The sequence below is a fragment of the Ruminococcus bromii genome (genome assembly GCF_002834225.1).
Classification (GTDB): Bacteria; Bacillota; Clostridia; order Oscillospirales; family Acutalibacteraceae; genus Ruminococcoides; species Ruminococcoides bromii.
Window position 1 is genome coordinate 1 of record NZ_NNSR01000045.1, and the last position, 24,846, is coordinate 24,846.

25 protein-coding genes are annotated in these 24,846 nt (G+C 42.3%); 16 read left to right on the top strand and 9 right to left on the bottom strand.

Annotation, left to right across the window (positions count from 1 at the left end):
- Positions 1 to 151: 151 nt before the first annotated feature.
- From RBATCC27255_RS04700 to RBATCC27255_RS04725, 6 genes are all read right to left on the bottom strand, one after another.
- Positions 152 to 2,581: a hypothetical protein gene (locus RBATCC27255_RS04700; RefSeq protein ID WP_101028959.1), complete on the bottom strand. Its 2,430-nt coding sequence runs from the start codon at positions 2,579 to 2,581 to the stop codon at positions 152 to 154.
- Positions 2,581 to 4,674 carry an efflux RND transporter permease subunit gene (locus RBATCC27255_RS04705; RefSeq protein WP_101028960.1) on the bottom strand — a complete coding sequence of 698 codons (2,094 nt, stop codon included), beginning with the start codon at positions 4,672 to 4,674 and terminating at the stop codon, positions 2,581 to 2,583. The genes RBATCC27255_RS04700 and RBATCC27255_RS04705 overlap by 1 nt, the downstream gene beginning before the upstream one ends.
- Positions 4,675 to 4,933: 259 nt before the next feature.
- Positions 4,934 to 5,500: a TetR/AcrR family transcriptional regulator gene (locus RBATCC27255_RS04710; protein WP_015522778.1), complete on the bottom strand. Its 567-nt coding sequence runs from the start codon at positions 5,498 to 5,500 to the stop codon at positions 4,934 to 4,936.
- A 273-nt stretch (positions 5,501 to 5,773) separates the two neighbouring features.
- On the bottom strand, positions 5,774 to 6,370 hold the full coding sequence (locus RBATCC27255_RS04715; RefSeq protein ID WP_169923255.1) for a 4'-phosphopantetheinyl transferase family protein: 597 nt from the start codon (positions 6,368 to 6,370) through the stop codon (positions 5,774 to 5,776).
- Position 6,371: 1 nt separating this feature from the next.
- Entirely contained in the window at positions 6,372 to 6,860 is a 489-nt protein-coding gene (locus RBATCC27255_RS04720; RefSeq protein WP_015522780.1) for a deoxycytidylate deaminase, read from the bottom strand.
- Between the two features lie 69 nt (positions 6,861 to 6,929).
- Entirely contained in the window at positions 6,930 to 7,166 is a 237-nt protein-coding gene (locus tag RBATCC27255_RS04725; protein ID WP_015522781.1) for an AbrB/MazE/SpoVT family DNA-binding domain-containing protein, read from the bottom strand.
- Between the two features lie 160 nt (positions 7,167 to 7,326).
- Here RBATCC27255_RS04725 and RBATCC27255_RS04730 point away from each other — a divergent pair, with 160 nt between their 5' ends.
- Positions 7,327 to 7,911: a nucleoside recognition domain-containing protein gene (locus tag RBATCC27255_RS04730; protein ID WP_015522782.1), complete on the top strand. Its 585-nt coding sequence runs from the start codon at positions 7,327 to 7,329 to the stop codon at positions 7,909 to 7,911.
- A gap of 16 nt (positions 7,912 to 7,927) precedes the next feature.
- Positions 7,928 to 8,440: a spore maturation protein gene (locus RBATCC27255_RS04735; protein WP_015522783.1), complete on the top strand. Its 513-nt coding sequence runs from the start codon at positions 7,928 to 7,930 to the stop codon at positions 8,438 to 8,440.
- Positions 8,441 to 8,705: 265 nt separating this feature from the next.
- Here the strand turns inward: RBATCC27255_RS04735 and RBATCC27255_RS04740 are convergent, their stop codons facing one another.
- The 3 genes from RBATCC27255_RS04740 to ychF all read right to left on the bottom strand — a co-directional run bounded on the left by RBATCC27255_RS04740 (position 8,706) and on the right by ychF (position 10,893).
- Entirely contained in the window at positions 8,706 to 9,374 is a 669-nt protein-coding gene (locus RBATCC27255_RS04740) for a CRISPR-associated helicase/endonuclease Cas3 (protein WP_101028962.1), read from the bottom strand.
- Between the two features lie 181 nt (positions 9,375 to 9,555).
- Entirely contained in the window at positions 9,556 to 9,684 is a 129-nt protein-coding gene (locus tag RBATCC27255_RS10645) for a hypothetical protein (RefSeq protein WP_015522801.1), read from the bottom strand.
- A gap of 114 nt (positions 9,685 to 9,798) precedes the next feature.
- On the bottom strand, positions 9,799 to 10,893 hold the full coding sequence (gene ychF / locus RBATCC27255_RS04745; protein WP_101028963.1) for a redox-regulated ATPase YchF: 1,095 nt from the start codon (positions 10,891 to 10,893) through the stop codon (positions 9,799 to 9,801).
- Positions 10,894 to 11,058: 165 nt separating this feature from the next.
- On the opposite strand from ychF, the gene RBATCC27255_RS04750 reads away from it, so the two are divergent.
- The 14 genes from RBATCC27255_RS04750 to RBATCC27255_RS04820 all read left to right on the top strand — a co-directional run bounded on the left by RBATCC27255_RS04750 (position 11,059) and on the right by RBATCC27255_RS04820 (position 24,692).
- Complete coding sequence (locus tag RBATCC27255_RS04750) at positions 11,059 to 11,448, top strand: thioesterase family protein (RefSeq protein WP_101028964.1); 390 nt, start codon at positions 11,059 to 11,061, stop codon at positions 11,446 to 11,448.
- Positions 11,441 to 12,103 carry an HAD hydrolase-like protein gene (locus tag RBATCC27255_RS04755; RefSeq protein ID WP_101028965.1) on the top strand — a complete coding sequence of 221 codons (663 nt, stop codon included), beginning with the start codon at positions 11,441 to 11,443 and terminating at the stop codon, positions 12,101 to 12,103. The genes RBATCC27255_RS04750 and RBATCC27255_RS04755 overlap by 8 nt, the downstream gene beginning before the upstream one ends.
- 84 nt (positions 12,104 to 12,187) lie before the next feature.
- Positions 12,188 to 12,658, top strand: coding sequence for a DUF4830 domain-containing protein (locus RBATCC27255_RS04760; protein ID WP_169923256.1), 471 nt, complete (start codon positions 12,188 to 12,190; stop codon positions 12,656 to 12,658).
- 1 nt (position 12,659) lies between these two features.
- Entirely contained in the window at positions 12,660 to 13,379 is a 720-nt protein-coding gene (locus RBATCC27255_RS04765; RefSeq protein WP_101029003.1) for a pseudouridine synthase, read from the top strand.
- Positions 13,380 to 13,538: 159 nt separating this feature from the next.
- Positions 13,539 to 14,645, top strand: a complete 1,107-nt coding sequence (locus tag RBATCC27255_RS04770; protein ID WP_101028967.1) for an ABC transporter ATP-binding protein — start codon at positions 13,539 to 13,541, stop codon at positions 14,643 to 14,645.
- A 465-nt stretch (positions 14,646 to 15,110) separates the two neighbouring features.
- Positions 15,111 to 16,196: a PucR family transcriptional regulator gene (locus RBATCC27255_RS04775; RefSeq protein WP_101028968.1), complete on the top strand. Its 1,086-nt coding sequence runs from the start codon at positions 15,111 to 15,113 to the stop codon at positions 16,194 to 16,196.
- A 100-nt stretch (positions 16,197 to 16,296) separates the two neighbouring features.
- Complete coding sequence (gene ftsE / locus RBATCC27255_RS04780) at positions 16,297 to 17,061, top strand: cell division ATP-binding protein FtsE (protein ID WP_101028969.1); 765 nt, start codon at positions 16,297 to 16,299, stop codon at positions 17,059 to 17,061.
- A gap of 56 nt (positions 17,062 to 17,117) precedes the next feature.
- Positions 17,118 to 17,996: a permease-like cell division protein FtsX gene (ftsX, locus tag RBATCC27255_RS04785; protein WP_169923257.1), complete on the top strand. Its 879-nt coding sequence runs from the start codon at positions 17,118 to 17,120 to the stop codon at positions 17,994 to 17,996.
- 32 nt (positions 17,997 to 18,028) lie between these two features.
- Positions 18,029 to 19,348, top strand: a complete 1,320-nt coding sequence (locus RBATCC27255_RS04790) for a murein hydrolase activator EnvC family protein (RefSeq protein WP_101028971.1) — start codon at positions 18,029 to 18,031, stop codon at positions 19,346 to 19,348.
- Positions 19,349 to 19,435: 87 nt separating this feature from the next.
- Positions 19,436 to 20,263 carry a hypothetical protein gene (locus RBATCC27255_RS04795; RefSeq protein ID WP_101028972.1) on the top strand — a complete coding sequence of 276 codons (828 nt, stop codon included), beginning with the start codon at positions 19,436 to 19,438 and terminating at the stop codon, positions 20,261 to 20,263.
- A gap of 118 nt (positions 20,264 to 20,381) precedes the next feature.
- Complete coding sequence (gene greA, locus RBATCC27255_RS04800; RefSeq protein WP_015522791.1) at positions 20,382 to 20,864, top strand: transcription elongation factor GreA; 483 nt, start codon at positions 20,382 to 20,384, stop codon at positions 20,862 to 20,864.
- 89 nt (positions 20,865 to 20,953) lie between these two features.
- Positions 20,954 to 22,867 carry a lysine--tRNA ligase gene (gene lysS / locus RBATCC27255_RS04805; protein ID WP_101029004.1) on the top strand — a complete coding sequence of 638 codons (1,914 nt, stop codon included), beginning with the start codon at positions 20,954 to 20,956 and terminating at the stop codon, positions 22,865 to 22,867.
- A 157-nt stretch (positions 22,868 to 23,024) separates the two neighbouring features.
- The gene (locus RBATCC27255_RS04815; RefSeq protein WP_147337740.1) at positions 23,025 to 23,213 is read left to right on the top strand and encodes a hypothetical protein; all 189 of its coding nucleotides are present in this window, start codon (positions 23,025 to 23,027) and stop codon (positions 23,211 to 23,213) included.
- A gap of 135 nt (positions 23,214 to 23,348) precedes the next feature.
- Positions 23,349 to 24,692, top strand: coding sequence for an MATE family efflux transporter (locus RBATCC27255_RS04820; protein WP_101028974.1), 1,344 nt, complete (start codon positions 23,349 to 23,351; stop codon positions 24,690 to 24,692).
- The last annotated feature ends 154 nt before the right edge of the window (positions 24,693 to 24,846 follow it).

Consider the following 24,846-nt stretch of genomic DNA (forward strand, 5'->3'; position numbering starts at 1 on the left):
TATTATTTGTAATTTTTTCAAGTTTTGAAATTCACAAAAAACATCATACAAAGCAAAAAGCAGCTATGCCAAACGACATAACTGCTTTTTATATTGTGTATGAAAGGGTTAGGGAAATAAGCCTTTCGTCTTGCTGTTAAAATATATTGAATTACTTTTTCTCGATTGAATCGGTCTTGTAGATGAAGTCAACCTTACCGTCCATATCATCGGAAATACCGCTGTAATTGTTGTACTTCTTTGATGCTTTCTGAACAGCCTTGAAACGGTCGATAATATCCTTGACATCACCGTTTGCGGCATCAACAATGCTGTCAATGCCCTCTTCTTTGAACTTCTTCATACCCTTGGACAATGTCATTGCACCGTCATTGAGCTGTTGTACACCGTCAACAAGTGTTTTGCCGCCGTTCTTAAGCGTTGCAATGCCGTCAAGAAGTGTTGTTGTACCGTTTGAAAGTGAGCCTGTGCCGTTTTTGAGAGTCTTTACACCGCTCTTAAGGCTTGATGTGCCGTCCTTGAGGGTTGAAGTACCGCTCTTGAGTTCGCTTGTGCCGCTCTTAAGACTTGAAGAACCGTTCTTGAGCTGACCGGCACCGCTTACAAGTGAACCTGTGCCGTCCTTGAGTGTGTATGTGCCGGCGAGAATCTGCTGAGCGCCCTTGTTAGCCTGATCAACACCCGCTGTGTATGAAAGCACACCCTGATAGAATGTGTTGTAGCTGTCAAGCTGAGTTTTGAGAGCCTGAAGTGACTTTCTGCCTGCCTGAGCTTTTGCAACACCTGCCTGAATCTGACTCTGAACCTCTTCGCTGTTCATATTTGTTTCGATAAGGCTCTGAATCTGTGCCTCTGTATTGCTGTCAATTGCAGTCTGAACCGCAGATGAACTCATTTGTGTAGAAACTGCAGTAGAAACCTGAGCCTGAACTTCTTCGCTGACCTGACCTGCGGCAACAGCGGCATCATACTGATCTGCCGTCATACCAAGACCTGCGGCTGCGAGAACCTGTTCCGTAACAGACTTTCTTACCGTTGCCTCAACGGCAGTTCTGATAACATCCTTCTGGCTGTTTACAGTTGCCGTTACTGTTTCGAGTGCTGTATTGTAAGCGAGCTTCTGAGCATTTTCGTCGCTGAGTGATGAAATAAGTCCTTCAAGAACGCTGTCATAGTTTTTAATTGTAAGCTTGTCGGCTGTAAGACCTGCGGCGGCAATCTGAGTGTCGGCAGTTGAAAGAAGTGTGTTAAACACCTGTTCTGCACCGCCGTTTAGAGTTGCGCTGTTGGATGAAAGCTTGCCGAGACCGCCCGCAAGTGTTGCAACATAACTGCTGAGACTTGCCGCACCGTTGTCAACCTGTGACGCACCGCCTGCAAGTGTTGCAAGACCGCTGTCAAGCTGTGATGCACCGCCATCAAGCTGTGACGCACCGTTTTTGAGCTTTGCCGCACCGTCATCAAGCGTTTTTGCACCGCTTGAAAGACCGTCTGCACCGCTGTCAAGTTTTTTTGCACCGCTGTTTACCTGTTCTGCACCGTCATAAAGCTTGTCAATACCTTCAATGAGTGTGCCTGACTTGTCAAGAAGTGTGCCGATACCGTCATAAAGCTGTGAAGAACCGTCAACAAGCTGTTCTGCGGCGTCTTCGAGTTCATCAAGAGAATCCTTAAGCTCGTCAACCTTATCGTCAACCTTTGAAAAATCAACATCGTTGAAAATATCGTTCATTGCAACTGTCATTGTTGTTGAAAGTTCAAAATCGGTTGTGTCTGCTGTGATTTCGACATAATCAGGGATTTCCATTTCATCCTTGTCAATGTCAAGGCTGTCCTGCATACCCGGAAGAGCAAAACCGGCAACGATTGTTCTTGTACCGTCATTTATAGCCTTGCCGTTTGAAACCTCAACATTTTTGAATTTGTCATCGTCAAGGATCATACCCGAAAGCATAAGGAACGGAACATTAACTTCTTGTGTCTTGCCGTTAATCTTAACCTTTTCCTTCTGTGTGTTTTCATAGTCAATGCGGATTGTAACCTTACCGCTCTTGCCGGCAATTTCATCTGCAGAAACAGTTTTGCCGTTGAGCTTGTAACTTAATTTGAGCTTTACGGGAAGTTCGGTTGTGCCTGTTCCCTGGTAGTAGATGTCATCGCCATTTGCAGCCCACTCATAAGCGTTGTCTTCGTTTACCGTGTATGTTTCGTCACCCTTAACATTTTTAACATCCTTGAGCTTTGAAACATCCTTTACCTTGCCTTTTGTATCTACACCCTTGAGCCAGTCGCTTACAATGATTTTCTTAGCCGCACCGCTTGCGTCGGCAATAACATAAACGGTTTCATTTTTGCTGAGCTTTTTGAGAGCCTCTTTAGTTGTGCTTGCCTTCTTAACAGCCTCAACCGTACTTTCTGTCTGAACACCGAGAGCCTGTGCAGTATTGTCTGCACCGGCGGAATAAGCGGCAACGCCTACTCCGCTGCAGAGAATTGTGAGTGCAAGTGCACCCGAAATAGCGCCCTTAATGTAGTTTTTATTTAAAAATTTGTGATTATTATTTTTGTTAGTCTTTTTCATTATACAGCAGCCTCCGAATTTGATGTTTTTTTCGGCTTAAAACCGAGAGTTGTCTTTGCAATTACCTTGTCGAACAGCATAAACATTGCCGGCAAAATAAGCGTTACGCAGAACATACTGATGACAGCGCCTCTTGCAAGGAGCTTACAGATTGACGAAATAAGGTCAACATCCGAGTAGAATGCAACGCCGATTGTAGCGGCAAAGAGTCCCATTGCACTAACGATAATTGACGGAATTGAAGTTTCAAGAGCCGTAATAACCGAGGTGCGTTTATCGTTTCCGAGATACCTTTCCTTCTTATATCGTGTCGTCATTAAAATTGCGTAGTCAACCGTTGCGCCAAGCTGAATTGTACTTATACAGATAGGTGTGATGAACGGGAGCGACTCGCCCATAAGATGCGGAATACCGAGGTTAATAAAGATTGCAAGCTCAATAACCGCAACAAGAATAATCGGAAGTGTGATACTCTTTTCAACAATCGCAATGATAATAAAGATTGCAACAATAGAAATTGCATTTACAACCTGAAAGTCAACTGTCGTGATGTTTACAAGGTCGTTTGTACAAGCGGCTTCACCGATGAGAAGTCCGTCCTTATCATACTTTGTAATGATTTTATTCAACTCGTCAATCTGCTTTGCCATAGGATCTGTGGCTGTTTTGTACTCAGAGTTGATAAGCATAAGCTCCCATTTATCATTTTTGAGAACGCTTGTGATTGAATCGGGAAGAACTTCTTCCGGAACAAGCGAACCTACAACGCTTTCAAGGCCGAGAACATATTTTACGCCGTCAACCTTTTCAAGCTCGTTTGTCATATTTCTTGCGTCCTTTGCAGAAAGCGAAGAATCAACAAGAACCATATGTGTTGTACCGACACCGAATTCATCTTTAAGCTTAGTGTTGGCAATTACATTTGCCATATCTTCGGGAAGACTTTCCGACAAATCGTAGTAAATCTCATTGTTCGTCTGGCTGTATGCCGAATAGAACGGATAAATAAGAGCCGCAAACATCACGAGAAATACGGGGAAAATTTTAACAAGTCCTGTTGCAAGCTTCTTTGTTGACGGAATAAGCGACTTGTGCATTGTCTTTTCAAGAGGCTTGTCAAGAACAAGAATGAGTGACGGAAGAACCGTTACACAGGAGATAACACCGAGGATAACACCCTTTGCCATTACAATACCGAGGTCAAGACCGAGTGTGAATGTCATAAAGCAAAGTGCGATAAAGCCTGCAACCGTTGTGATTGAACTTCCGATTACGGAACGGACGGTTTCGTGAATTGCAACAGCCATTGCCTGCTTGTGGTTTTCACAAATGCCCTTTTGTTCTTCGTAGCTGTGCCACAGGAAGATTGAGTAGTCCATTGTTACCGCAAGCTGAAGAACTGCCGCCAACGCTTTGGTAATGAATGAAACCTCACCCATAAAGTAGTTACTGCCCATATTTACGAGGATAGCAACCGCTATACTTGCAAGGAACACAAACGGGATAATCCAGTTATCCATAAAGATCATCATTGCAATTACCGCAAGGACAACAGCGATTGCAACATAAGTCATTTCCTGTTCCTCAAACATATCCTTCATATCCGTAATCATTGCCGACATACCCGAAACAAAGCATTGTTTACCGGCAACCGAACGGATTTCTTCGATAGCGTTCATTGTTTCATCAGCTGATGTTGAGGTATCGAAGAATACCGCCATCATTGTTGCATTTCCCGAATTGAACGCATCATAAATTTTGTCGGGCAACATTTCCTTTGGAATTGAGATGTCGGCAAAATCGTCATACCAAAGAACCGTATCAACATGGTCAATTTCTTTGATTTTTTCCTCTGTTGCCGCAACATCCTTATCATCCATATTCTCAAAGATGAGGAATGAAAAAGCACCCTTTCCAAAGTCATCAAGCAGATAATCCTGACCCTTGATTGTGTCGAGGTTATCGGGAAGATAACTAAGAATGTCGTAATTAACCCTTGTAAATGCCATTCCCAAGGCTGACGGAATCATCAGCGCAACGGCAAGTATAAGGATTACGAAACGGCTTTTAACAACCGCTTTCCCTAACTTCATATTTCATACTCCTTCATATATGATTTGCAGACTGCACTCTGCATTCAAAGGAACGATCCGAGAGGTGAACCGTATTTCCTTTGTCCGTAATATATTCTATTACGGCTTTGTTAAAATTTAAACAGACACAAAAAATGCCGTGTCAGGAATTTAGACACGGCAATAAATTTGTACAGAAATCAGACATTTTGTTAAATTCGTCTGCATTTCAGACACGCAAATAAACGCAAATATTCACTTTTAACCAATAAAACAGCAATCAGGCGTTGATTTTGGCACATCTGTCCAATGCAGACTCCATTGAACCCTCAAACAGCTCACAAATGCGTTTCATCTTAATTCTGAGGTCATATTTCATACCTCCGCCGAGCCAGTCGATAATAAAACCGACAAGCTGACACTTGTAATACATAATCATTGCGTCAAGGTCATCTTCGGCAATATTTTTTGTAATTTCAAGCTTGTCAAAATAGCTTTTTATAGCGTGAGTACAAATCCTGTTGAGATACACATCAAATGTAGTTCTGTTCGCAGAATTGTAAATGTGCTGAATCACCGACTTGTTTGAAAAAGCATAGTCAATTACAGAAATCAGGCTTTCATAAACAGAAGTATTGTTGTCGGTTTCGGTCGCAACAAATCTGTCAGCCTCTTCAACGAGAATTTCCTCAAGAAGCGACGGAATGTCGTCAAAATGGTAGTAGAAAGAATTACGGTTAATTCCGCATTCTTCAACAATTTCCTTGACTGTAATTTTATTCAACGGCTTTTTATTCAAGAGCGAAATAAATGTCGCCTTGATAGCCGCCTTTGTAAATGTCGGCATAGTGTCCCCCCTGAAAATTGCAAAACATCCGTGTGCAGACGGATATTTCCGTTCCGAATTTTTTCATACACAATATATGCAGCCGATTGCTACACTAATTAAAGTAAATTGTATCACAATTATTTAAAAATAGCAATAACAAGCATATTAACAAAATCAGGGGTTTGTTTTGTATTTCCTATGTAAAAAAGCCCCGAAATTGATGTTACCCCAAAAAAGTCAGACCAAAAATCTAATAATTTTGGAGGTTGATTCAAAATCGTGGCTTTATAGTTATAAAGTGATAAATTCAATATCTTTCGGGAAATCATTTTGCACACTGCAAAGGCTGATTTCATAGTCCGAAAATTTATATTGTTTCATATAATATTCGATTTGATTTTCAGAGAATTTTCCGCTGCTGACATCAACACTTTTTGCGCCACGGTGAAATCCGTCACCCATACATTTTAGGAGTGCCTCTTTTTTTGTCCACAATTCAAAAAATGTGCCGAGCCTGTCAAAAGCATTGCCGAGCAATTTCATCTCGTTGTCGCAGAAAACAATTTTTCCGAGCCTTATGCCATTGAGAAATCGAATTTCTTCAATATCACAACCGACTTCGGAATCCGACAACGCAAAAAGCACATAGCTTCCGCTGTGCGAAATATTGAAACAAAGCCCGTTGTCACATTCGGGTTTGCCGAATTCATTCACGGTGATTTTTGCACCGCCAAGAAATTTGTTCATAAACAATCCGCCTGCAATGCAACGCAGTTTATCGTCAGCTCTGCGGCATCTTTGAACACGCTCCGCTCTTTCGGGAGAAAGCTCACCGACTCTGTCAAAAGAAATTTTGCGGATATCGGTTATAAAAAGCCGTGTTTTCATATCAATAGCCACGGAGTGCGTCAAGCGAATCATCGGACATAATCCAATCGTTCACATCAATTTCCGTAAAATCGGTTTTATCATTTCTGACAATAACCTTGTCAATACCTGCGTTGATAACCATACGCTTGCACATTGCACACGAAGATGTGTTCTGAACATACTCGCCGTTTGACATCTCCTTGCCGACAAGATAAAGCGTTGCGCCAATCATCTGTTCTCTTGATGCATGAATAATAGCGTTCGCCTCGGCGTGAACGCTTCTGCAAAGTTCGTAACGCTCGCCACGGGGAATGTTGCGTTCCTGACGGATACAAAATCCCAAATCACAGCAATTTTTTCTGCCTCTCGGAGCGCCTGTATAGCCTGTTGAAACGATCTGGTCGTTGTTCACGATAATTGCACCAAAATTTCTGCGCAGGCAAGTTCCCCTTTCAAGCACAGTTTCGGCAATGTCAAGATAATAATTAATTTTGTCAATTCTGTCCATATAAAAACACCGTCCGTTATCATAATTTCAAATTCGGTCAAGTATATTTTAGAGTAGCCGAAAGCAGTATCAGCCTTTGAGCTTTTCAACACAATCTCTGCATACATATTTTCCGCCGAATGCAATCAGATTATCAAGAGTATTGCAAAAAACGCACTTGCTCTCTGCCTTTTTTATCGTAACGCACTCATCGTCAGCCTCAATGTGAAGAATGTCACCCGGCTTAATGTTGAGGTGGTTGCGGATATCCTTTGATATTACAATTCTGCCTGCTTTATCAATTTCCCTAAAGTTTGTATAAATCATTTTAATTCACCATAATCCCTATTTTTTAATTCACCATAATCCCTATTTTTACCTATACTACCATTTTTCGGGATTTTTGTCAACGATTTTATTAAATAATTTGATTACAAAAATGACAATATTGTACATTTTGTCGTTAATTGCAGCAAAAGGAGTAAAAATGCTGAATTATATCTGGAGCGGACTCATTGCCGTGAGCGTATTGTGTGCGTTGTTTATGGGCAACACCGCCGACATTTCAAACGCACTCATCGAAAGCGGAGCGTCATCAATACAGCTTATTCTCACAATGGCAGGCATAATCTGCCTTTGGTCGGGAATTATGAAAATCGCAGTCGAAAGCGGTTTGACAAACATTTTTGCAAAAATCTTTGCACCGTTGCTCCGTCCGCTTTTTCCGAGGCTTGATAAAAAAAGTGACGCCTTTCAAAGCATCACCATGAATATCAGTGCAAATCTGCTCGGACTCGGCAATGCCGCGACACCTTTCGGGCTAAAAGCAATGGAACAGCTGCACACGCTCAATGACCGCCGTGACATTGCGAGCAACGAAATGGTTGTTTTTGTAGTTATGAACACAGCGTCACTCCAGCTGTTACCAACAACGCTTGCCGCACTCCGCCAATCCTACGGAAGCTCTGCGCCTTTTGAAATTATCGTTCCCGTCTGGATAAGCTCTGCGTGTGCGTTGACGGTGGCATTGCTGATTGCCTGTACGCTGAATATCAGGCAAGGTAAAATTTGAGAAATGTGGTGAGCAAATGGAATTTGTAATGCCGGCATTTGCGTGTATTGTTGTGGTGTTCGGGCTGATAAAAAAAGTTCCCGTATTCGATGTGTTCATTTCGGGAGCAAAAGAGGGAGTAAAACTTCTGTACAACATTGCCCCTACAATTATGGGACTTGTGTTTGCCGTTGACCTTTTGCAGTCAAGCGGAGCAATTGACGCAATATGCGCACTGATTCAGCCGACAGCGGAATTTTTGGGGTTTCCGAAAGAAATTGTTCCGCTCGTACTCCTCCGCCCTGTTTCGGGAAGCGGTTCAACCGCACTCCTCACAGCCCTTTACAAAACCTGCGGACCCGACAGCTTTGCAGGCAGAACAGCCTCCGTACTCGCAGGTTCAAGCGAAACAACCTTCTACGCAATCGCAATGTACTTTGGCTGTATCCGAGTCAAAAAAATTCGCCACACCCTCTTTGCCGCCATAACCGCCGACCTAACCGCCGCAATCATGAGTGTTATAACGGTCAGATTGTGGTTTAATATGTGATATAAAAATAAGTTTTTGATCTATTTTCTTTTCTGCGGCTTTTTTATCATGCCGGTTACGGGCTTCAGGGTCTTTGACTTGTAATAATGTTCTATAATGCGAGCGCGAAAGCAGCACATCTGGTTGTCTACACTCCGTGTAGACAATTTCAGAAAAAAAGGGGGCTGTGAAAAAATAAAGTTTAAGACTTCATTCTTCGCAGCTCCACACAGTCACCTTCCTCGCGGAAGGTGACATAAACTCGGCTATAAAGTAGACGCTACTATCACATTTCAATCCACACCTTAATAACTTTTACACACGGCACAAGATACTGTATCGGCAACATCTGCGCCTCGTCAAAAATAATTACGCTGTCGGAAATATTATGCAATTTTCTGCTTTTTGAGGGCTTGTTGCTGAATAAGGATTCAAAAAACTGAACCGCAGTCGTCACTATAACCGGAGCGTCCCAGTTTTCGCAGGCAAGTTGTTGTCTTTGAACCGTTTCTGACGAAGTTTTTTTAGGATCAAAAGTAACATTGGAATGGTGTTCAACAACATTTTCTGCACCGAGTGCGTCCTTAAAAACGGCGGCATTTTGCTCAATAATGCTCGTGTAAGGAATTACATAAATCACACGCTTTCGCTTGTGCTTGTCCTGAACCGCATAATTCAGTGCAAAAGCAAGCGAAGATATCGTCTTTCCGCCGCCTGTAGGGACTGTAAGTGACAAAAGATTTTCGTCGCTGTCTTTGGCGGCTATACATTGCTTTTGAATTTCAGAACGAAGTATATTCAGTTCTTTTGTAGGTGTTCCCCATTTGGCAGTATAAGCGTTAAGTCTTTCAAGCAAAACAGGGATATCATCATATCCTCCACGGCTAACCGTATCGTCAAGCATAAAACGCTCAGTGCATATAAAATCCGAGTCAACAAGGCAGGAAAACAGCATATGTATCAAAAACGCATTTTTAACCTTCTTCCGTTACCTTTCCGTTTTTTTGGGGTATCCCAAATATTGAAATTGAGCCGCATTAACAAAGGGCGGATATCGCAAAATACGGTATCCGCCCTTTTCTATATTAAAACATCCTCAGCAATAAGCCGAATTGGGTCTTAGTCAGCTTGCTTTATCAGCAGCCGCAACCACAGCTGTTGTTGTCACAACCGCAGCCGCCGTTATTTCCGCCGCAGCAGCAGAGAACGATGATAAGAAGAATAATCCATGAGCAGCAGCCGTTGCCGTTACCAAAGTTACACATACGCTTACCTCCTTTCGTTTACACTACATATTATTGTGAAAGGAGAAATGTGTGACATCAAAAAAATGACGGCTGCGAAAATCTTCGTAACCGTCATCAACTGTAATGATTTAATTAAACATTGAACCTGAAAAGAACGACATCGCCGTCCTTCATAACATAGTCCTTGCCTTCACTGCGGACAAGACCTTTTTCTTTTGCGGCTGTCATACTTCCGCAGGCGATAAGGTCGTCATATGCGATAACCTCGGCTCTGATAAATCCACGCTCAAAATCCGAGTGAATTTTGCCCGCTGCCTGAGGTGCTTTTGTTCCTTTTTTGATTGTCCATGCACGAACCTCCTGTTTGCCTGCCGTAAGGTAGGAGATAAGTCCGAGAAGTGCATAGCATTCCTTGATAAGTCTGTCAAGACCGCTTTCTTCAAGTCCCATATCGGCAAGGAACATTTCCTTTTCTTCCTTGTCCATTTCAACGATTTCTTCTTCAATCTGAGCGCAGATGGGAAGAACGCCGGCGTGCTCCTCGGCGGCAATCTTCTGAACAGCCTTGTAGCCCTCGTTTGAGTCGATGCCGTTTGAGAAATCCTCGTCACTCATATTTGCGGCATAGATAACAGGCTTGTTTGTGAGAAGAGCAACCTCTGAAAGAATTGCTTTTTCGTCATCGTCACATTCAACGCTTCTTGCAGGCTTGCCCTCGTTGAGTGCGTCAAGAACTCTTTCAAAAAGGTCGATGTCTTTCTGATACTTTTTATCGCCCTTGAGCATTTTCTTTGTCTTGTCAATTCTGCGTTCGAGCATTTCAACATCGGAGAGAATAAGCTCAAGATTGATTGTTTCAATGTCACGGGCAGGGTCGATGTTGCCTTCAACATGGATAATGTCGTCGTTTTCAAAGCAACGGACAACATGAACGATAGCGTCACATTCACGGATGTTTGAAAGAAACTTGTTGCCGAGTCCCTCGCCCTTTGATGCACCCTTTACAAGACCTGCAATGTCTACAAATTCAATTGACGCAGGAGTATATTTGTCAGGATCATACATTTCCGCAAGTTTATCAAGTCTTTTGTCCGGAACTGCAACAACGCCGATATTCGGTTCAATTGTGCAGAAAGGATAGTTTGCACTCTGAGCGCCTGCGTCTGTAATTGCGTTAAAAAGAGTACTTTTGCCGACATTTGGAAGTCCGACGATTCCGAGTTTCATTTATTTTCACCTCAAATAATATTCGGGCAATGCTTGCCTATTTTCACTGAATATTGTATTATTATATCGTATGGATACTTACTCTGTCAATTCACAGACGAGTAATGCACGCTTTGTTAAGTATATCACATAAAATTGCTTTAAACAATAAGAAAGGAAATTTTTATGAGCGAAATAAATACATATTCTGTAACAATTAAGGTTGAAGAAGAAAATCTTGCCGTTTCAATGGGCAGCGGCAGTCTTTGTGTGCTTGCAACTCCGTGCGTTGTGGCTCTTATGGAAAATGCCGCCGCAGCTCTTGCAGACAAGGTTCTTGACAACGATGAGCTTACAACTGTCGGCACGATGATTTCAATTGAGCACACAAGCCCCACTCCCCTCGGTGCTGAGGTTACGGCAACAGCCGTTCTCAAAAGCGTTGACGGCAGAATGTTTAATTTTGAAGTTTTTGCCGAAGATAAAAAGGGTGAAATCGCAAGAGGCACTCACACAAGAGTAAGCGTAAAATCAGAAAAATTTCAGATGAAGGCGGACAGAAAGTTTGATGAATAAGTACAAATATTATCTGTTTGACCTTGACGGCACAATCAGCGAGAGCGCATTGGGCATAAGAGAGTCACTTGAAAACGCAATTAAAAGTATGGGCAAGCCGTTGCCGAATCTTGACGATTATACATTGTATATCGGACCGCCGCTGCTCGATACATTCCGCAATATCTGCCGTTTCAATGAGGAAGAATCGGCAAGAGGCGTTGAGATTTATCGTGAATACTACAACACAAAAGGCAAGCTTGTGAACAAGCTTTATGACGGCATTGACAGGGTTCTTGCAGAGCTTAAAAACAGCGGTGCAAAGCTTGCCGTGTGTTCGTCAAAGTATGAAAAGTTTGCCGAAGAAATTACAGAACTTCTCGGTGTGCATGATATGTTTGACGCAATCTGCGGTTCAACACTTGACGGCAGCAGAAAAGATAAAAAAGACCTCATTCCGTATGCTGTTGAAAGATTGGGCGGCAATCTTGAAAATGACAGAAAAGATACCGTTATGATTGGCGACACTTGGTTTGACACAAAGGGTGCAAGACTTTGCGGTGTTGATTTTGTCGGTGTTGAATACGGCTACGGCGACCTTGAAAGCATGAAAAAAGAGGGCGGCAGGGTGTTTGTGAAAACTACGGCTGAACTCTTGGATGTTCTTACAAAGTAAATAATTTGAAATCGGACAAACGGAATTATCCGAAGATTTTTCGCATACATTTTATCAGAGAATAAAATGTGCGGAGGATTTACAATGTTCGTTTTTGATTTTAAAATCAAGGCTAAGAAAACGGTAATTTTAGCGGCGGTGCTGTCCGTAACAGCGGCAATAATATGTACAGCCGTCACGGTTGCAATAAATTCACGGTTGCCCGATACAGCCGTAAGTGATAAAACAGGGGAGTATTCTCTTGTGCTTAATGACGGTGAGGAGAAAAAATTCCTTGAACAGTTCGGAATTGAAACCGCCGACGCAAAGCCTGAAAAACGCTCGGTTGTAATTCCGTCGGATTTTAATAAATATTATGAGGAATACAACGAACTTCAGAAGAAAATCGGACTTGACCTCGGAAAATTCAAGGGCAAAGAGGTTACGGAGATTACCGTTCCCCTGGAAAAACCAAAGGATAACAATGCCGTTTTGCTTGTTTACAAAAACAGGGTAATCGGCGGACACATTACAAACGGAGAATACGGCAGTAAAAATCTGCCGCTTGTTGAATAAGATGGAAAGACTCGATAAGCTTATTTCGTCACAAAGAGCCGACGGCAGAAAAGAGGTTCAAAAGCTGATTAAAAGCGGTGCGGTTCTTGTGAACGGAAAAATCTGCAAAAAGCCTGATACAAAGGTTGACCCCGACAAGGATGAAATTGTTGTGGACGGACAGGCTTTGAATTACAGCAAATACATATATATAATGATGAACAAACCTGCGGGAGTTGTGTCGGCAACCGAGGACAGGCAGTTTAAGACTGTTATTGATATTATCCCTGAGGATATGAAACGAAAGGGACTTTTTCCCGTCGGCAGGCTTGACCGTGATACGGAGGGACTGCTTCTTATTACAGATGACGGTGACTTTGCGCACAGCATAACCTCGCCTAAAAAGCATGTGAACAAGAAGTATATTGCGCAGCTTGACGGAGAAATCACAGAAGATACTGTCAAGAGTTTCTCCGACGGAATTGAGTTCTCTGACGGAACGAAGTGCCGCAGTGCCGTGCTTGAATGTGACGAAAATGATAAAAAAACAGGAATTGTCACAATTTGTGAGGGTAAATATCATCAGGTTAAAAAAATGTTTTTGTGTTGTGGATTAAAAGTTGTGCATCTTCAACGAATTTCAATAGGCGGTTTGTATCTTGATAGCAATTTGCACATAGGTGAGTGTAAATTGTTGACGGATTTGGATAAAAAGTCGGTCTTTATCGGCAATATACACTAAAAAATGCATCTGAATTTTATCCTGTGTCGGTTTTAAATAAAATAATGCATATATCTTTGGTCAATTTCGGTATGGTCAAATTGTGCGAAAAGTGGTATATTATTGTAGTAATAAAGCTAAGGACTTTATAGTTATCGACTAATTGGAGGTTTATACACAATGGCAAATGTTTCATTAAGACATGTTTACAAGATTTATGACGGCGGTGTAACTGCTGTTACAGACTTCAACCTTGAGATTGCCGACAAAGAATTTATCATTCTCGTTGGTCCTTCAGGCTGTGGTAAATCAACAACTCTCAGAATGATTGCAGGACTTGAGGATATTTCAAAGGGTGAGCTTTATATCGGCGATACACTCGCAAACGATGTTGCACCTAAGGACAGAGATATTGCGATGGTATTCCAGAACTATGCTCTTTATCCTCATATGACAGTATATGATAATATGGCATTCGGTCTTAAACTCCGTAAGTTCCCTAAGGAAGATATTAAGAGAAGAGTTGAAGAGGCTGCAAGAATCCTCGGTATCGAGCAGTATCTTGACAGAAAGCCAAAAGCTCTTTCAGGCGGTCAGAGACAGCGTGTTGCTCTCGGCCGTGCTATCGTTCGTAACCCGAAGGTATTCCTTCTTGACGAACCGCTTTCAAACCTTGATGCTAAGCTCCGTGCTCAGATGAGAACAGAGATTTCAAAAATTTATCAGCGTCTCGGCACAACATTCATCTATGTAACCCATGACCAGACAGAGGCTATGACAATGGGTACAAGAATTGTTGTTATGAAAGACGGTTTCATTCAGCAGGTTGATACTCCTCAGCATCTTTATGATATGCCTTGCAATATGTTTGTTGCCGGATTTATCGGTTCACCTCAGATGAACTTCATCAACGCTGTTCTCTCTAAGAACGGCGGCAAGTATACTCTTGATTTTGACAAGTATCACATTCCTGTTCCGGAGTCAAAGGTCAATGCTGACCTCGACAGCTATGTTGGCAAGGAAGTTGTTTTCGGTATCCGTCCTGAGCATGTTCACGATGAGCCTGAAGAAATTGCTAAGGCTGAGTGCCTTCTCAAAGCCAATGTTGATGTTACCGAACTTATGGGCGCTGAGATTTATCTCTATGTAAACATCAACGGTACACCTATTACAGCTCGTGTTGAACCGACTTCAACAGCTAAGCCGGGCGACGACATTGAGATTACTTTCGACCTCAGCAAACTCCACATCTTTGATAAGGACACTGAGAAGACAATTACAAACTGATTATAATTTCATTTGGTTTTCACGGCGGAGCGTTATGCTCCGCCGTTTCGGCTTTTTAGGCAATTCTATTTTAACGGATTTTGGCAAAATATGCTCTGCTTTTTTACTTTTTATTTACAGGCTCTTTTTCTGCTCCAACTTTTATTATAGAGCCTTATTGTATAGCCTTTTTAAATTCGTTTCACTGTGACGAATGAACAATTTTTCGTATTTTGTCACAAAATCAACACAATGTTGTGATATATTAAAAAAGTAATAAAGTTATGTAACAATTGTTTAATTTTGCTTTCAAAACTGTAACTTGTTGCTGATTATGCAAATTCTCTAAAAAAATTCAAGAAAAATTGTAAATAGAGGTTGATTTTTTTCTCGTTTTTGTGTAATATGTATATGAGACAGATTGTATTTTATTGAACTCTTTTACAATCACAATATATAACTGCGGAGAAAACGAGGTAAAAATTTATGTCAAACAGATTATTTCAAGGTATTGTACACCAGATGAAAGACGCAATCGACAGAACGATTGGCGTAATTGACGAGACTTCGGTTGTTATTGCCTGCTCCGAGCTTGGAAAAATCGGCGAGGTAAACGAGAGCGTTAATTCCGAAACACTCAGCTCGACAGCACCGTTTGTTGTGAACGGCTATACATACAGATCTTTCGGCAGCAATGCAAAGTATGATTATGCAGTATTTGTTCAGGGTACCGATGAGTATGCTCAGAAGTATGCTCAGCTTTTGTCGGTTTCCTTTGCAAGCATCAAGCAGTATTATGACGAAAAGTATGATCGTTCAAACTTTATTAAGAATGTTATTCTTGACAACATTCTTCCGGGTGACATTTACCTTAAAGCAAGAGAGCTTCACTTTAACAGCGAGGTTTCCCGTGTTTGCCTGCTTATTAAAATTGTTTCAAAAACAGATGTTTCCGCTTATGATATAATTCAGAACCTTTTCCCGGACAAGTCAAAGGACTTTGTTATCAACATTAACGAGGTTGAAATTGCACTTGTTAAGGAAATCAAGCCTGACACAGAGAGCCGTGACCTTGAAAAGCTGGCAAGCTCGATTTCAGACACACTTTCGAGCGAGTTCTACACGCATTGCGTTGTCGGTATCGGTACAACGGTTACAGGCATAAAGGATCTTGCAAGAAGCTTTAAGGAGGCTCAGTCGGCTCTTGAGGTTGCAAAGGTATTTGACACTGACCGTACAATCGTAAGCTATGATAACCTAGGTATCGCCCGTCTTATCTATCAGCTTCCCACGACATTGTGTGAAATGTTCCTCAAAGAAGTTTTCAAGCGTGGTTCAATTGAGAGCCTTGATCAGGAAACTCTCTTTACAATTCAAAGATTTTTTGAAAACAACCTTAATGTTTCCGAAACATCAAGAAAGCTCTTCGTACACAGAAACACTCTTGTGTACAGACTTGAAAAAATTAAAAAGCTCACAGGTCTTGACCTTCGTGAGTTTGAGGATGCAATTGTGTTCAAGGTAGCTCTTATGGTTAAGAAATACCTCAACGCAAGTCCTACAAAATACTGATTTGGTTAAAGTGTGCCCGAGCATAGTGCGTTCGCTGTGCTCTGGGCGTTTTGACTTTTTATGAGTATTTGTACAATAACTACAAAACAAAGGTGACTTTATGATTGATTTTATAAATGTGTCTAAAACATACCCTAACGGCACTCATGCTCTCTACGGTATTACGCTGAGTATTGATAAGGGCGAGTTTGTGTTTATTGTCGGTGCATCGGGCGCAGGCAAAAGTACATTTCTTAAACTCATTATGCATGAGGAAATTCCGACATCGGGCAAAATCGTTATCAACGACACCGATGTTACAAAGCTGAAAAGGAGCAAGGTTCCTTATATGCGCCGTCATATGGGCATTGTTTTTCAGGATTTCAGACTTATTGACAAGATGAATGTTTTCGACAATGTTGCGTTTGCGATGCGTGCTGTCGGAAAACCTTCGGCAGTAATTAAAAAGCGTGTTCCGTATGTGCTTGAGCTTGTCGGTCTTAAAGATAAGATGAAAAACAGACCGAGTGAACTCTCGGGCGGTGAGCAACAGCGTGTAAGCCTTGCAAGAGCCCTTGTGAATAACCCCGAAATTATTATTGCCGATGAGCCGACAGGTAATGTTGACCCCGAGATGTCACACGAAATCATTGAGCTTCTCAATGAAATTAACGCAACAGGCACAACCGTTATTGTTGTAACGCATGAACATGACCTTGTTCGTGAGTTTGACAGACGAGTTGTTGTTCTTGACCACGGAAAAATTAAGAGCGACACCAAGGATTTGTTTGTTAAAGATGACTATACTGACGATTACGGTGATGACAGCGGTGAAGAAGAAAACACACCGGATTATCCCGATAATGCAGTGGTTGTTCCGGAATAATGCGTTTGCGCAAATAGGATTTTGAAAGGATTTTTGATATGACCGGATTTGGTTATTTGGCAAAAGAAGGTTTCAAAAATGTGTGGAACAACCGTATTATGAGTATCGCTTCCGTCTGCGTACTTATAAGCTGTCTTGTTCTCACAGGTGCGGCGGCACTTTTTTCATTGAATGTTGACAAGGTTGTTGAATCTGTCGGCAAGTCAAATGAAACCTCTGTATACATTAAAGACGGATATTCACAGCTTGAGGCTGTTTATGTAGGAAAAGCAATTGAAAAGCTTGACAATGTTGAGTCTGCAACCTTCCTTTCAAAGGAAGATGCAATAAAGCAGTATAAATCTACTCTCGGCGATGATCTCTTTGCAGAAATGCAGGGCAGAAACAAACTCCCTGATTCATTTATTGTAGTGATGAAGGATTTGTCAAAGTACGATGAAACTATTGCACAAATCAAGAAAATTGACGGTGTTGACAGTTTCAGCAGTCACCGTGAGCTTGCAAAAAAGCTTACGGACATCAGCAATCTTGTAAATATGATTTGCGTTGCAGTTGTGTGTGCTTTGACAATCATTTCAATCTTTATCATCGCCAACACAATCCGTGCAACAATGTACTCACGAAGATTTGAAATCAGCATTATGAAATCGGTTGGCGCAACGAATTCGTTTGTCCGCTGGCCTTTCCTTATTGAAGGTATGATAATCGGACTTATTTCCGCAATTCTTTCAACAGGTGCAATTGCAATTCTCTATGAGACTGCACAGGCTCTTGTTTATCAGATTGTTCCGATTGATTTCATTCCGATTAACAATGTCATCTGGATTACAGGCGGCTTGTTTGCAGTTGCGGGTGTTGTTATCGGCTTCTTCGGCAGCTTTATCTCAATAAGAAAATACCTTAAAATGGAAGGTAATGAAATACTCGGTTGGTAATCCCGACAGAAATCTTAAAGGAGGAGATTACAATGAACAAATTAAAAAGAATTTTATGTGCAATGCTCTGCGTATGTATGATTTCAATTCCTATGGCAATTCCGACTGTTGTTTCTGCTGAGGACAGCATTTCAGACCTTGAACAACAGCTTCAGCAGCTTGAACAGGAAAATCAGAAGTATCAGAAGATTCTTGATGATACAAAGTCTGACATCGCAGAAAAGGAAGAATACAAGAGCGCCCTTGTAAGCAAGGTTCAGGTTCTTGATGAAAAAATTGCAGTAACCCGTGAGAAAATTTCAAGCCTTAACGATGATATTAAGGAAAAGCAGGACGCTTATGACAAGGGACTTTCGAAAGTTGAGGATCAGTTTGACGCACTTGCAAACAGACTCAGAATTCTCTATATGTCAGGCAATGCAACCGACCTTGAAATCATTTTCGGTGCAAAGGATTTTTCTGACCTTATTGATAAGATGGAGCTTGTAAAGAACCTTGCAAACAGCGACAAGGAGCTTATCAGCGAAATCCAGACAAAACTGGACGAGCTCAGCACCCAGAAGGAATCCCTTGAGGCCGACAAGAAAGACCTTGAAACTCAGCAGTCGTCATTGAAGTCGGATCAGGACGAGTTTAATAAACTCATTTCGGATAATGACGAGATTCTTAAAAATCTGTACGCATCAAATTCCAAGGCGCAAAATTCTCTTGAAAGTGCGGCTTTGAAGAGTGATGAGATTGAATCCAAAATCAGCGAGTACTATGCCGCTCAGAAGGCGGCTGCGGAACAGGCTGCTCAGGCTGCCCAGAGTTCAAGCAGTTCATCAAGCAGCTCTTCAGGCAGTTCAAGCAGTTCATCAAGCGGCTCAAGCAGTTCGGGTTCATCAAGCTCAGGTTCATCATCTGTAATTGTTCCGTCGGGTTCGGGCTTTGCATGGCCTACACCGGGCTTTGTAAGCCGTTCATCTGAATGGTTTGAGGACAGAGAAGTTTATAACCACGGCGGAATTGATATTGCCGGCGCGGGCATCATGGGAACTCCCGTTGTTGCGGCTGCCGACGGTACTGTTATCGCAACCAACAGCAGTTGTACACACAACTGGGGCAAGAGCTACAGCTGCGGCTGCGGCGGCGGTTACGGTAACTATGTAATGATCAGCCACGCGGGCGGTAAGATGACAGTTTACGGTCACCTTACAAGTCTTACAGTAAGTACAGGTCAGACCGTTTCAAGAGGACAGGTTATCGGCTATGTCGGTTCAACAGGTAACTCAACAGGACCTCACCTCCACTACGAATGCCGTCTTAACGGTGTAAGATACAACCCGATGTCTGAGTATCCGTACATGTGATAATTTCTTTGATACATACACAATTTGATAATTAATTTAAAAGCCTTCGCATATACTTAAATAAGTAAATATGCGGAGGTTTTTGTTTTGATTACTTCATTGAATGTTGTGTTTCCCGAAAAGTGCGGGAAAATAAGGGGATTTTTTAACAGGCTGAGGGGGGACAAGGTGTGCGTTGAAATCAAGAGGGCAAGGGGCGTAAGCGTAAAACAGCTTACATACATCTGTCGCAGACAAAAGGTCAATCTCAATAAAATTGACAGGGCAATCGGCAATCAGCGCACAAGACTTTTGTGTTGCGAAGAAATGACTTTTCCAAATGACAGCGGTTACAAGCGTTTTTACTCGCCGTTTTTTTCGGCAAGACTTTGTACAAATATGGCGCTTTATGCCCTCAGCAAATTTGATACTCCCGAAAGGCTGACGGTCGGAATTTATGACCCCGATGCTCAATGCACCGACCTTGTTTCATTTGTGTTGAAATATACGGGCAATGCCTGTATTATCACAGACAACGAAGATGTGTTCTATGATGAGCTGAATACCATTGCCGAAGAAACAGGTGCGTGTGCCGTTGTTACTCACCACCGTGAACAGCTTTCAAATTGCGACCTTGTCATTGCACCGTTTGAAATTGAAGAAAATCTGCCTGTAAGAAATGACGCGGTCATCCTCACAAACGGCAGACCTAAGGAAAATATAAAGGGCTTTGTGTATTTTCGCTATTGCTTTAAAATGCCGAACGGTTTCGCACTTTTGCGGCCTGAGGGATTGTCTGAGGAATACTTCTGCTCAGCACTCTACACACTCGGTTCACAGTACGAACTCGGCTCAATTGTTCCCGATTTGTGCCGTAACGACAATGAGGCGCAGACAGTGAAATCTCTTTGCAGTTATCTTGCCCGTTTTGCTTGACAATCGGTGTGAAAAAAATTATAATAAATCTATATGCAGTTTTTTGCTGATATGAAAGAATTTTATACCGTATGCACGCTTGTGCAGGTGCGGTATTAACTGAAAGGAACGATATAAAATGGCAGCTAAACCAACAATGCTTACTGCGGAAGGTCTTAAAAATCTTGAAGAGGAACTTGCAGAATTAAAAAATGTCAAGCGTAAAGAAATTGCAGAGAAAATCAAGGTAGCCCGTTCCTACGGCGACTTGTCCGAGAACAGTGAATATGATGACGCAAAGAACGAGCAGGCTATTATGGAGGCAAGAATCGCTACTATCGAGTCTATCCTCAAAACTGCTCAGATTATTGATGAGTCCGAAACATCTAACGATAAGGTACACCTCACTTCTGTTGTTACAATCGAAATGGTTGGCACAGACAGACAGATGACATACAAAATCGTTGGTTCGGGTTCTAACGAAACAAATCCCGCACAGGGCAAAATTTCAGACGAATCACCTGTCGGCAAGGCTCTTATGGACAGATGTGTCGGTGATGTTGTTGAGGTTGAAACTCCCGGCGGCGTAAAGGCATTTAAGATTCTTGAAATCTCAAAGTAATTTGTTTATCTATTGAATTTTAGCTGACGGATTCTGCTTTTGCAATCCGTCAGATTTATTGATGTTGAAAAAGAGAGGAATGATTGGAAATGAGTCAGAAGCCACAGCAGACCGGCACAAGCGATGTTATCAAGGTCAGATACGAAAAGCTTGCCGCCCTCAAAGAAGCAGGCAGAGATCCGTTTGTAATTACAACAAGTGCCCGTGATGTTCTCACGGAAACAATTAAAAACAATTTTGAAGAGTACGAAAACAAAGATGTATGCGTTGCAGGCCGTTTGCTTTCAAAAAGAGGCAAGGGCAAGGTTTCGTTTATGGACCTTTGGGATCGTTCGGGCAAAATCCAGATTTTTGCAAAATTTGACGATCTCGGTGAAGAAGAATACGGTTTCCTTAAAAAGTGGGATATCGGCGATATCGTTGAAGTAAAGGGTTTTGTTTTCAAAACGCAAATGGGCGAAATTTCTGTTCATGCAAAAGAGGTTAAGCTCCTTTCCAAATCACTCAAACCCCTCCCCGAAAAGTATCACGGTCTTACAAATACAGACCTTCGTTACCGTCAGCGTTATGTTGACCTTATTATGAATCCCGAGGTAAAGGATACCTTTGTAAAGCGTTCAAAAATTATCGGCAGTATCCGCCGTTACCTTGACAATCAGGGCTTTATGGAGGTTGAAACTCCTATGCTCGTTGCCAATGCCGGCGGTGCGTCGGCTCGTCCGTTCCTTACTCACTTCAACGCTCTTGACGAGGATTTAAAACTCAGAATTTCTCTTGAACTTTACCTCAAAAGACTTATCGTAGGCGGACTTGAAAAGGTTTACGAAATCGGCAGAGTATTCCGTAACGAGGGTGTTGACACCCGTCATAACCCTGAGTTTACTCTTATGGAGCTTTATCAGGCATATACCGACTACAACGGTATGATGGATCTTACCGAAAACCTCTATCGCCATGTTGCACAGGAGGTTCTCGGCACAACAACAATCACATACAACGGCATTGAAATGGATCTTGGCAAGCCGTTTGAAAGAATTACAATGCTTGACGCTGTTAAAAAGTATTCAGGTGTTGATTTCAACGAAATTCATTCTGACGAAGAGGCAAAGGCAATTGCTAAGGAAAAGGGTGTTGAGTTTGAAGAACGCCACAAGAAGGGCGATATCCTTAACCTTTTCTTTGAAGAATTTGCAGAAGAGCATATGGTTCAGCCTACTTTCGTTATGGACCATCCGATTGAGATTTCTCCGCTTACAAAGAAGAAACCCGAAAATCCCGATTATGTTGAGAGATTCGAGTTCTTTATGAATGGTTGGGAAATGGCTAATGCATATTCGGAGCTTAACGATCCGATTGACCAGAGAGAGCGTTTTAAGGCTCAGGAGGCACTTCTCGCACAGGGCGATGATGAGGCTAACACAACCGATGAGGATTTCCTCAACGCACTTGAAATCGGTATGCCTCCGACAGGCGGTATCGGCTTTGGTATCGACAGAATGTGTATGCTCCTCACAGATTCAGCCGCAATCCGTGATGTTCTCCTCTTCCCGACTATGAAGAGCCTGGATTCCGACAAAAAGCCGTCGGGTATTCCGAAAACCAAGGACGCTGTTGTTGAAGAAAAGATTGATTTTTCAAAGGTGAAGGTTGAGCCTTTGTTTGAAGAATATGTTGATTTTGAAACATTCTCAAAGTCAGATTTCCGCGCAGTAAAGGTTAAGGCTTGCGAGGCTGTTAAGAAGTCGAAGAAGCTTTTACAGTTCACTCTTGATGACGGCACAGGCACAGACCGCACAATTTTAAGCGGTATTCACGCTTATTATGAGCCTGAAGAACTGGTTGGAAAGACTCTTATCGCTATCACAAATCTTCCGCCGAGAGCAATGATGGGCATTGACTCCTGCGGTATGCTCCTCAGTGCAGTTCACGAAGAAGAAGGCGAAGAAAAGCTCCACCTCCTCATGGTAGATAACCATATCCCCGCAGGTGCAAAACTCTATTAAAATATGATGTAAAAATGTACCGTTTACAAAATAGATTGATGCAGAAATCGGTGCAAGCAAGAAAAAATCGCATAATTAGTGCAATGAGTGGGCAATTCCAATCGGAGTTGCCCATTTTCAGAAAGAAAAAGACAAATCGGAATTTATGGAGGAGACAATGATGGATAAAAAGACACAAAAAATAGGAGTGATTTGTTCAATTGTACAGATTATATTAAGCATAATATGCTTGATTTATAATGCGATAAATCAAGAAAATATTATAATTTGGGTATTATTTTTATGCTCTGGAATTTTATTGTTAAGCTCGAATATTAGTAGAAACAATAAAAAAGAAGATGAGTGAGGAAGTGCAACTTCCAGTTTGTAGGGATGACATGAAAAATGAAGTTTAAGGAACAGTGAAATAGATGTTAATAGAAATTAGATAAATCGGAATTTGAGAAGGTAAGTGAATGGGATACCATGGAGGAATATGATAATGTCGAAAGATGAGTATTTGATAACCGATACGCCCCTCAAAGCGTTGACGGTTTTTGCAATGCCAATGATTCTTGGAAGTTTTTTTCAGCAAATATACAATATGGCCGACTCTATTATTGTCGGCCAGTTTGTTGGTCCTTCCGCACTTGCAGCTGTCGGTGCATGTGCAGCATTGACCAATGTGTTCATTTGTGTGGCACTGGGAGCCGGTGTCGGAGCCGGTGTGCTTGTGAGCCGTTATTTCGGAGCCAGGGAGTATGGCAAAATGAAAACAATCGTGTCAACCTCCTTGATTAGCTTTTTGCTTCTAAGTATAGTCCTTGGTGTTTTTGGCTTTTTCTTCGCCGGCTCGATGATGAGTGGACTGCAAACCCCCGCTGACATACTGGATGATGCAGTACTGTATCTGCGGGTCTATTTTGTGGGCTTTCCGTTTCTGTTTATGTATAACATTCTTTCTACCATGTTCACCTCAATCGGCGAATCCAAAATTCCGCTGGGACTGCTGATTTTTTCGTCCATCCTGAATATTTTAATGGATCTTTGGATGGTAGCCGGGCTAGGTCTCGGTGTGTTCGGTGCGGCTATTGCAACCCTGATTGCACAAGGAATTTCCGCAGTGTTTTCGTTTTTGATTTTCTTTGCACGGATGCGGCAATATAAAAGCCCCTTTAACAGGTTTGAACGGCAGGAGCTGTATTCCATGCTTCGCATTGCGGTGCCGTCGGTTTTACAGCAGTCCACAGTGTCCATCGGTATGATGATTGTACAGGCAGTGGTAAATCCTTTCGGTACACAGGCACTCGCCGGGTATACAGCAACGATGAGGGTGGAAAATGTTTTTTCATTGATCTTTGTATCCATCGGCAATGCGGTTTCGCCGTATGTTTCCCAGAATCTTGGTGCAAAGAAAATTGATCGTATCAAAAAAGGCTACCATGCTGCACTGGTGCTGGATGTGTGCTTTGCCGTTCTTGCCTTTCTCGTCATTGAAACGCTACACACGCAGATCTCCTCGCTGTTCTTAGGAAAAGACGGAACGGCGTTTGCCTATCAGGTGTCCGGTGATTATATGAGGTGGATTGGTTACTTTTTCATCTTCATGGGTATCAAGATGGCAACCGATGGAGTTCTTCGCGGTCTCGGAATTATGCGTCCGTTCCTCGTTGCAAACATGGTGAACCTTGCGATTCGTCTGTCCGTTGCCCTGATCTGTGCACCGCGTTTCGGCATTGCCTTTGTCTGGCTTGCTGTACCGGCTGGTTGGCTTGCAAACTTTTTAATCTCCTATGTGGCTCTCAGGAGATCATGGCCGACTGATAAAATGGCATCCATTAGTTAACTTCCGGTTTTTCAACCAGCCCTTTGAGAAGAGAATTTTACAAAAGAAGTGTTCTCTATGTTCTCAGGCGAGAAAGTTCTTGAAGATTTACGGTGTGATAACAGCCTGATGAAAACAATGGTTGACCGCTTCGGAGAAGATGTGACAGACCAAT

Bases quoted from the DNA above. Each gene is read 5' to 3' on its own strand.
- RBATCC27255_RS04700 (WP_101028959.1), bottom strand. From the start codon at position 2,581: ATGAAAAAGACTAACAAAAATAATAATCACAAATTTTTAAATAAAAAC.
- RBATCC27255_RS04705 (WP_101028960.1), bottom strand. From the start codon at position 4,674: ATGAAGTTAGGGAAAGCGGTTGTTAAAAGCCGTTTCGTAATCCTTATA.
- RBATCC27255_RS04710 (WP_015522778.1), bottom strand. From the start codon at position 5,500: ATGCCGACATTTACAAAGGCGGCTATCAAGGCGACATTTATTTCGCTC.
- RBATCC27255_RS04715 (WP_169923255.1), bottom strand. From the start codon at position 6,370: ATGAAAACACGGCTTTTTATAACCGATATCCGCAAAATTTCTTTTGAC.
- RBATCC27255_RS04720 (WP_015522780.1), bottom strand. From the start codon at position 6,860: ATGGACAGAATTGACAAAATTAATTATTATCTTGACATTGCCGAAACT.
- RBATCC27255_RS04725 (WP_015522781.1), bottom strand. From the start codon at position 7,166: ATGATTTATACAAACTTTAGGGAAATTGATAAAGCAGGCAGAATTGTA.
- RBATCC27255_RS04730 (WP_015522782.1), top strand. From the start codon at position 7,327: ATGCTGAATTATATCTGGAGCGGACTCATTGCCGTGAGCGTATTGTGT.
- RBATCC27255_RS04735 (WP_015522783.1), top strand. From the start codon at position 7,928: ATGGAATTTGTAATGCCGGCATTTGCGTGTATTGTTGTGGTGTTCGGG.
- RBATCC27255_RS04740 (WP_101028962.1), bottom strand. From the start codon at position 9,374: ATGCTGTTTTCCTGCCTTGTTGACTCGGATTTTATATGCACTGAGCGT.
- RBATCC27255_RS10645 (WP_015522801.1), bottom strand. From the start codon at position 9,684: ATGTGTAACTTTGGTAACGGCAACGGCTGCTGCTCATGGATTATTCTT.
- ychF (WP_101028963.1), bottom strand. From the start codon at position 10,893: ATGAAACTCGGAATCGTCGGACTTCCAAATGTCGGCAAAAGTACTCTT.
- RBATCC27255_RS04750 (WP_101028964.1), top strand. From the start codon at position 11,059: ATGAGCGAAATAAATACATATTCTGTAACAATTAAGGTTGAAGAAGAA.
- RBATCC27255_RS04755 (WP_101028965.1), top strand. From the start codon at position 11,441: ATGAATAAGTACAAATATTATCTGTTTGACCTTGACGGCACAATCAGC.
- RBATCC27255_RS04760 (WP_169923256.1), top strand. From the start codon at position 12,188: ATGTTCGTTTTTGATTTTAAAATCAAGGCTAAGAAAACGGTAATTTTA.
- RBATCC27255_RS04765 (WP_101029003.1), top strand. From the start codon at position 12,660: ATGGAAAGACTCGATAAGCTTATTTCGTCACAAAGAGCCGACGGCAGA.
- RBATCC27255_RS04770 (WP_101028967.1), top strand. From the start codon at position 13,539: ATGGCAAATGTTTCATTAAGACATGTTTACAAGATTTATGACGGCGGT.
- RBATCC27255_RS04775 (WP_101028968.1), top strand. From the start codon at position 15,111: ATGTCAAACAGATTATTTCAAGGTATTGTACACCAGATGAAAGACGCA.
- ftsE (WP_101028969.1), top strand. From the start codon at position 16,297: ATGATTGATTTTATAAATGTGTCTAAAACATACCCTAACGGCACTCAT.
- RBATCC27255_RS04790 (WP_101028971.1), top strand. From the start codon at position 18,029: ATGAACAAATTAAAAAGAATTTTATGTGCAATGCTCTGCGTATGTATG.
- greA (WP_015522791.1), top strand. From the start codon at position 20,382: ATGGCAGCTAAACCAACAATGCTTACTGCGGAAGGTCTTAAAAATCTT.
- lysS (WP_101029004.1), top strand. From the start codon at position 20,954: ATGAGTCAGAAGCCACAGCAGACCGGCACAAGCGATGTTATCAAGGTC.
- RBATCC27255_RS04815 (WP_147337740.1), top strand. From the start codon at position 23,025: ATGATGGATAAAAAGACACAAAAAATAGGAGTGATTTGTTCAATTGTA.
- RBATCC27255_RS04820 (WP_101028974.1), top strand. From the start codon at position 23,349: ATGTCGAAAGATGAGTATTTGATAACCGATACGCCCCTCAAAGCGTTG.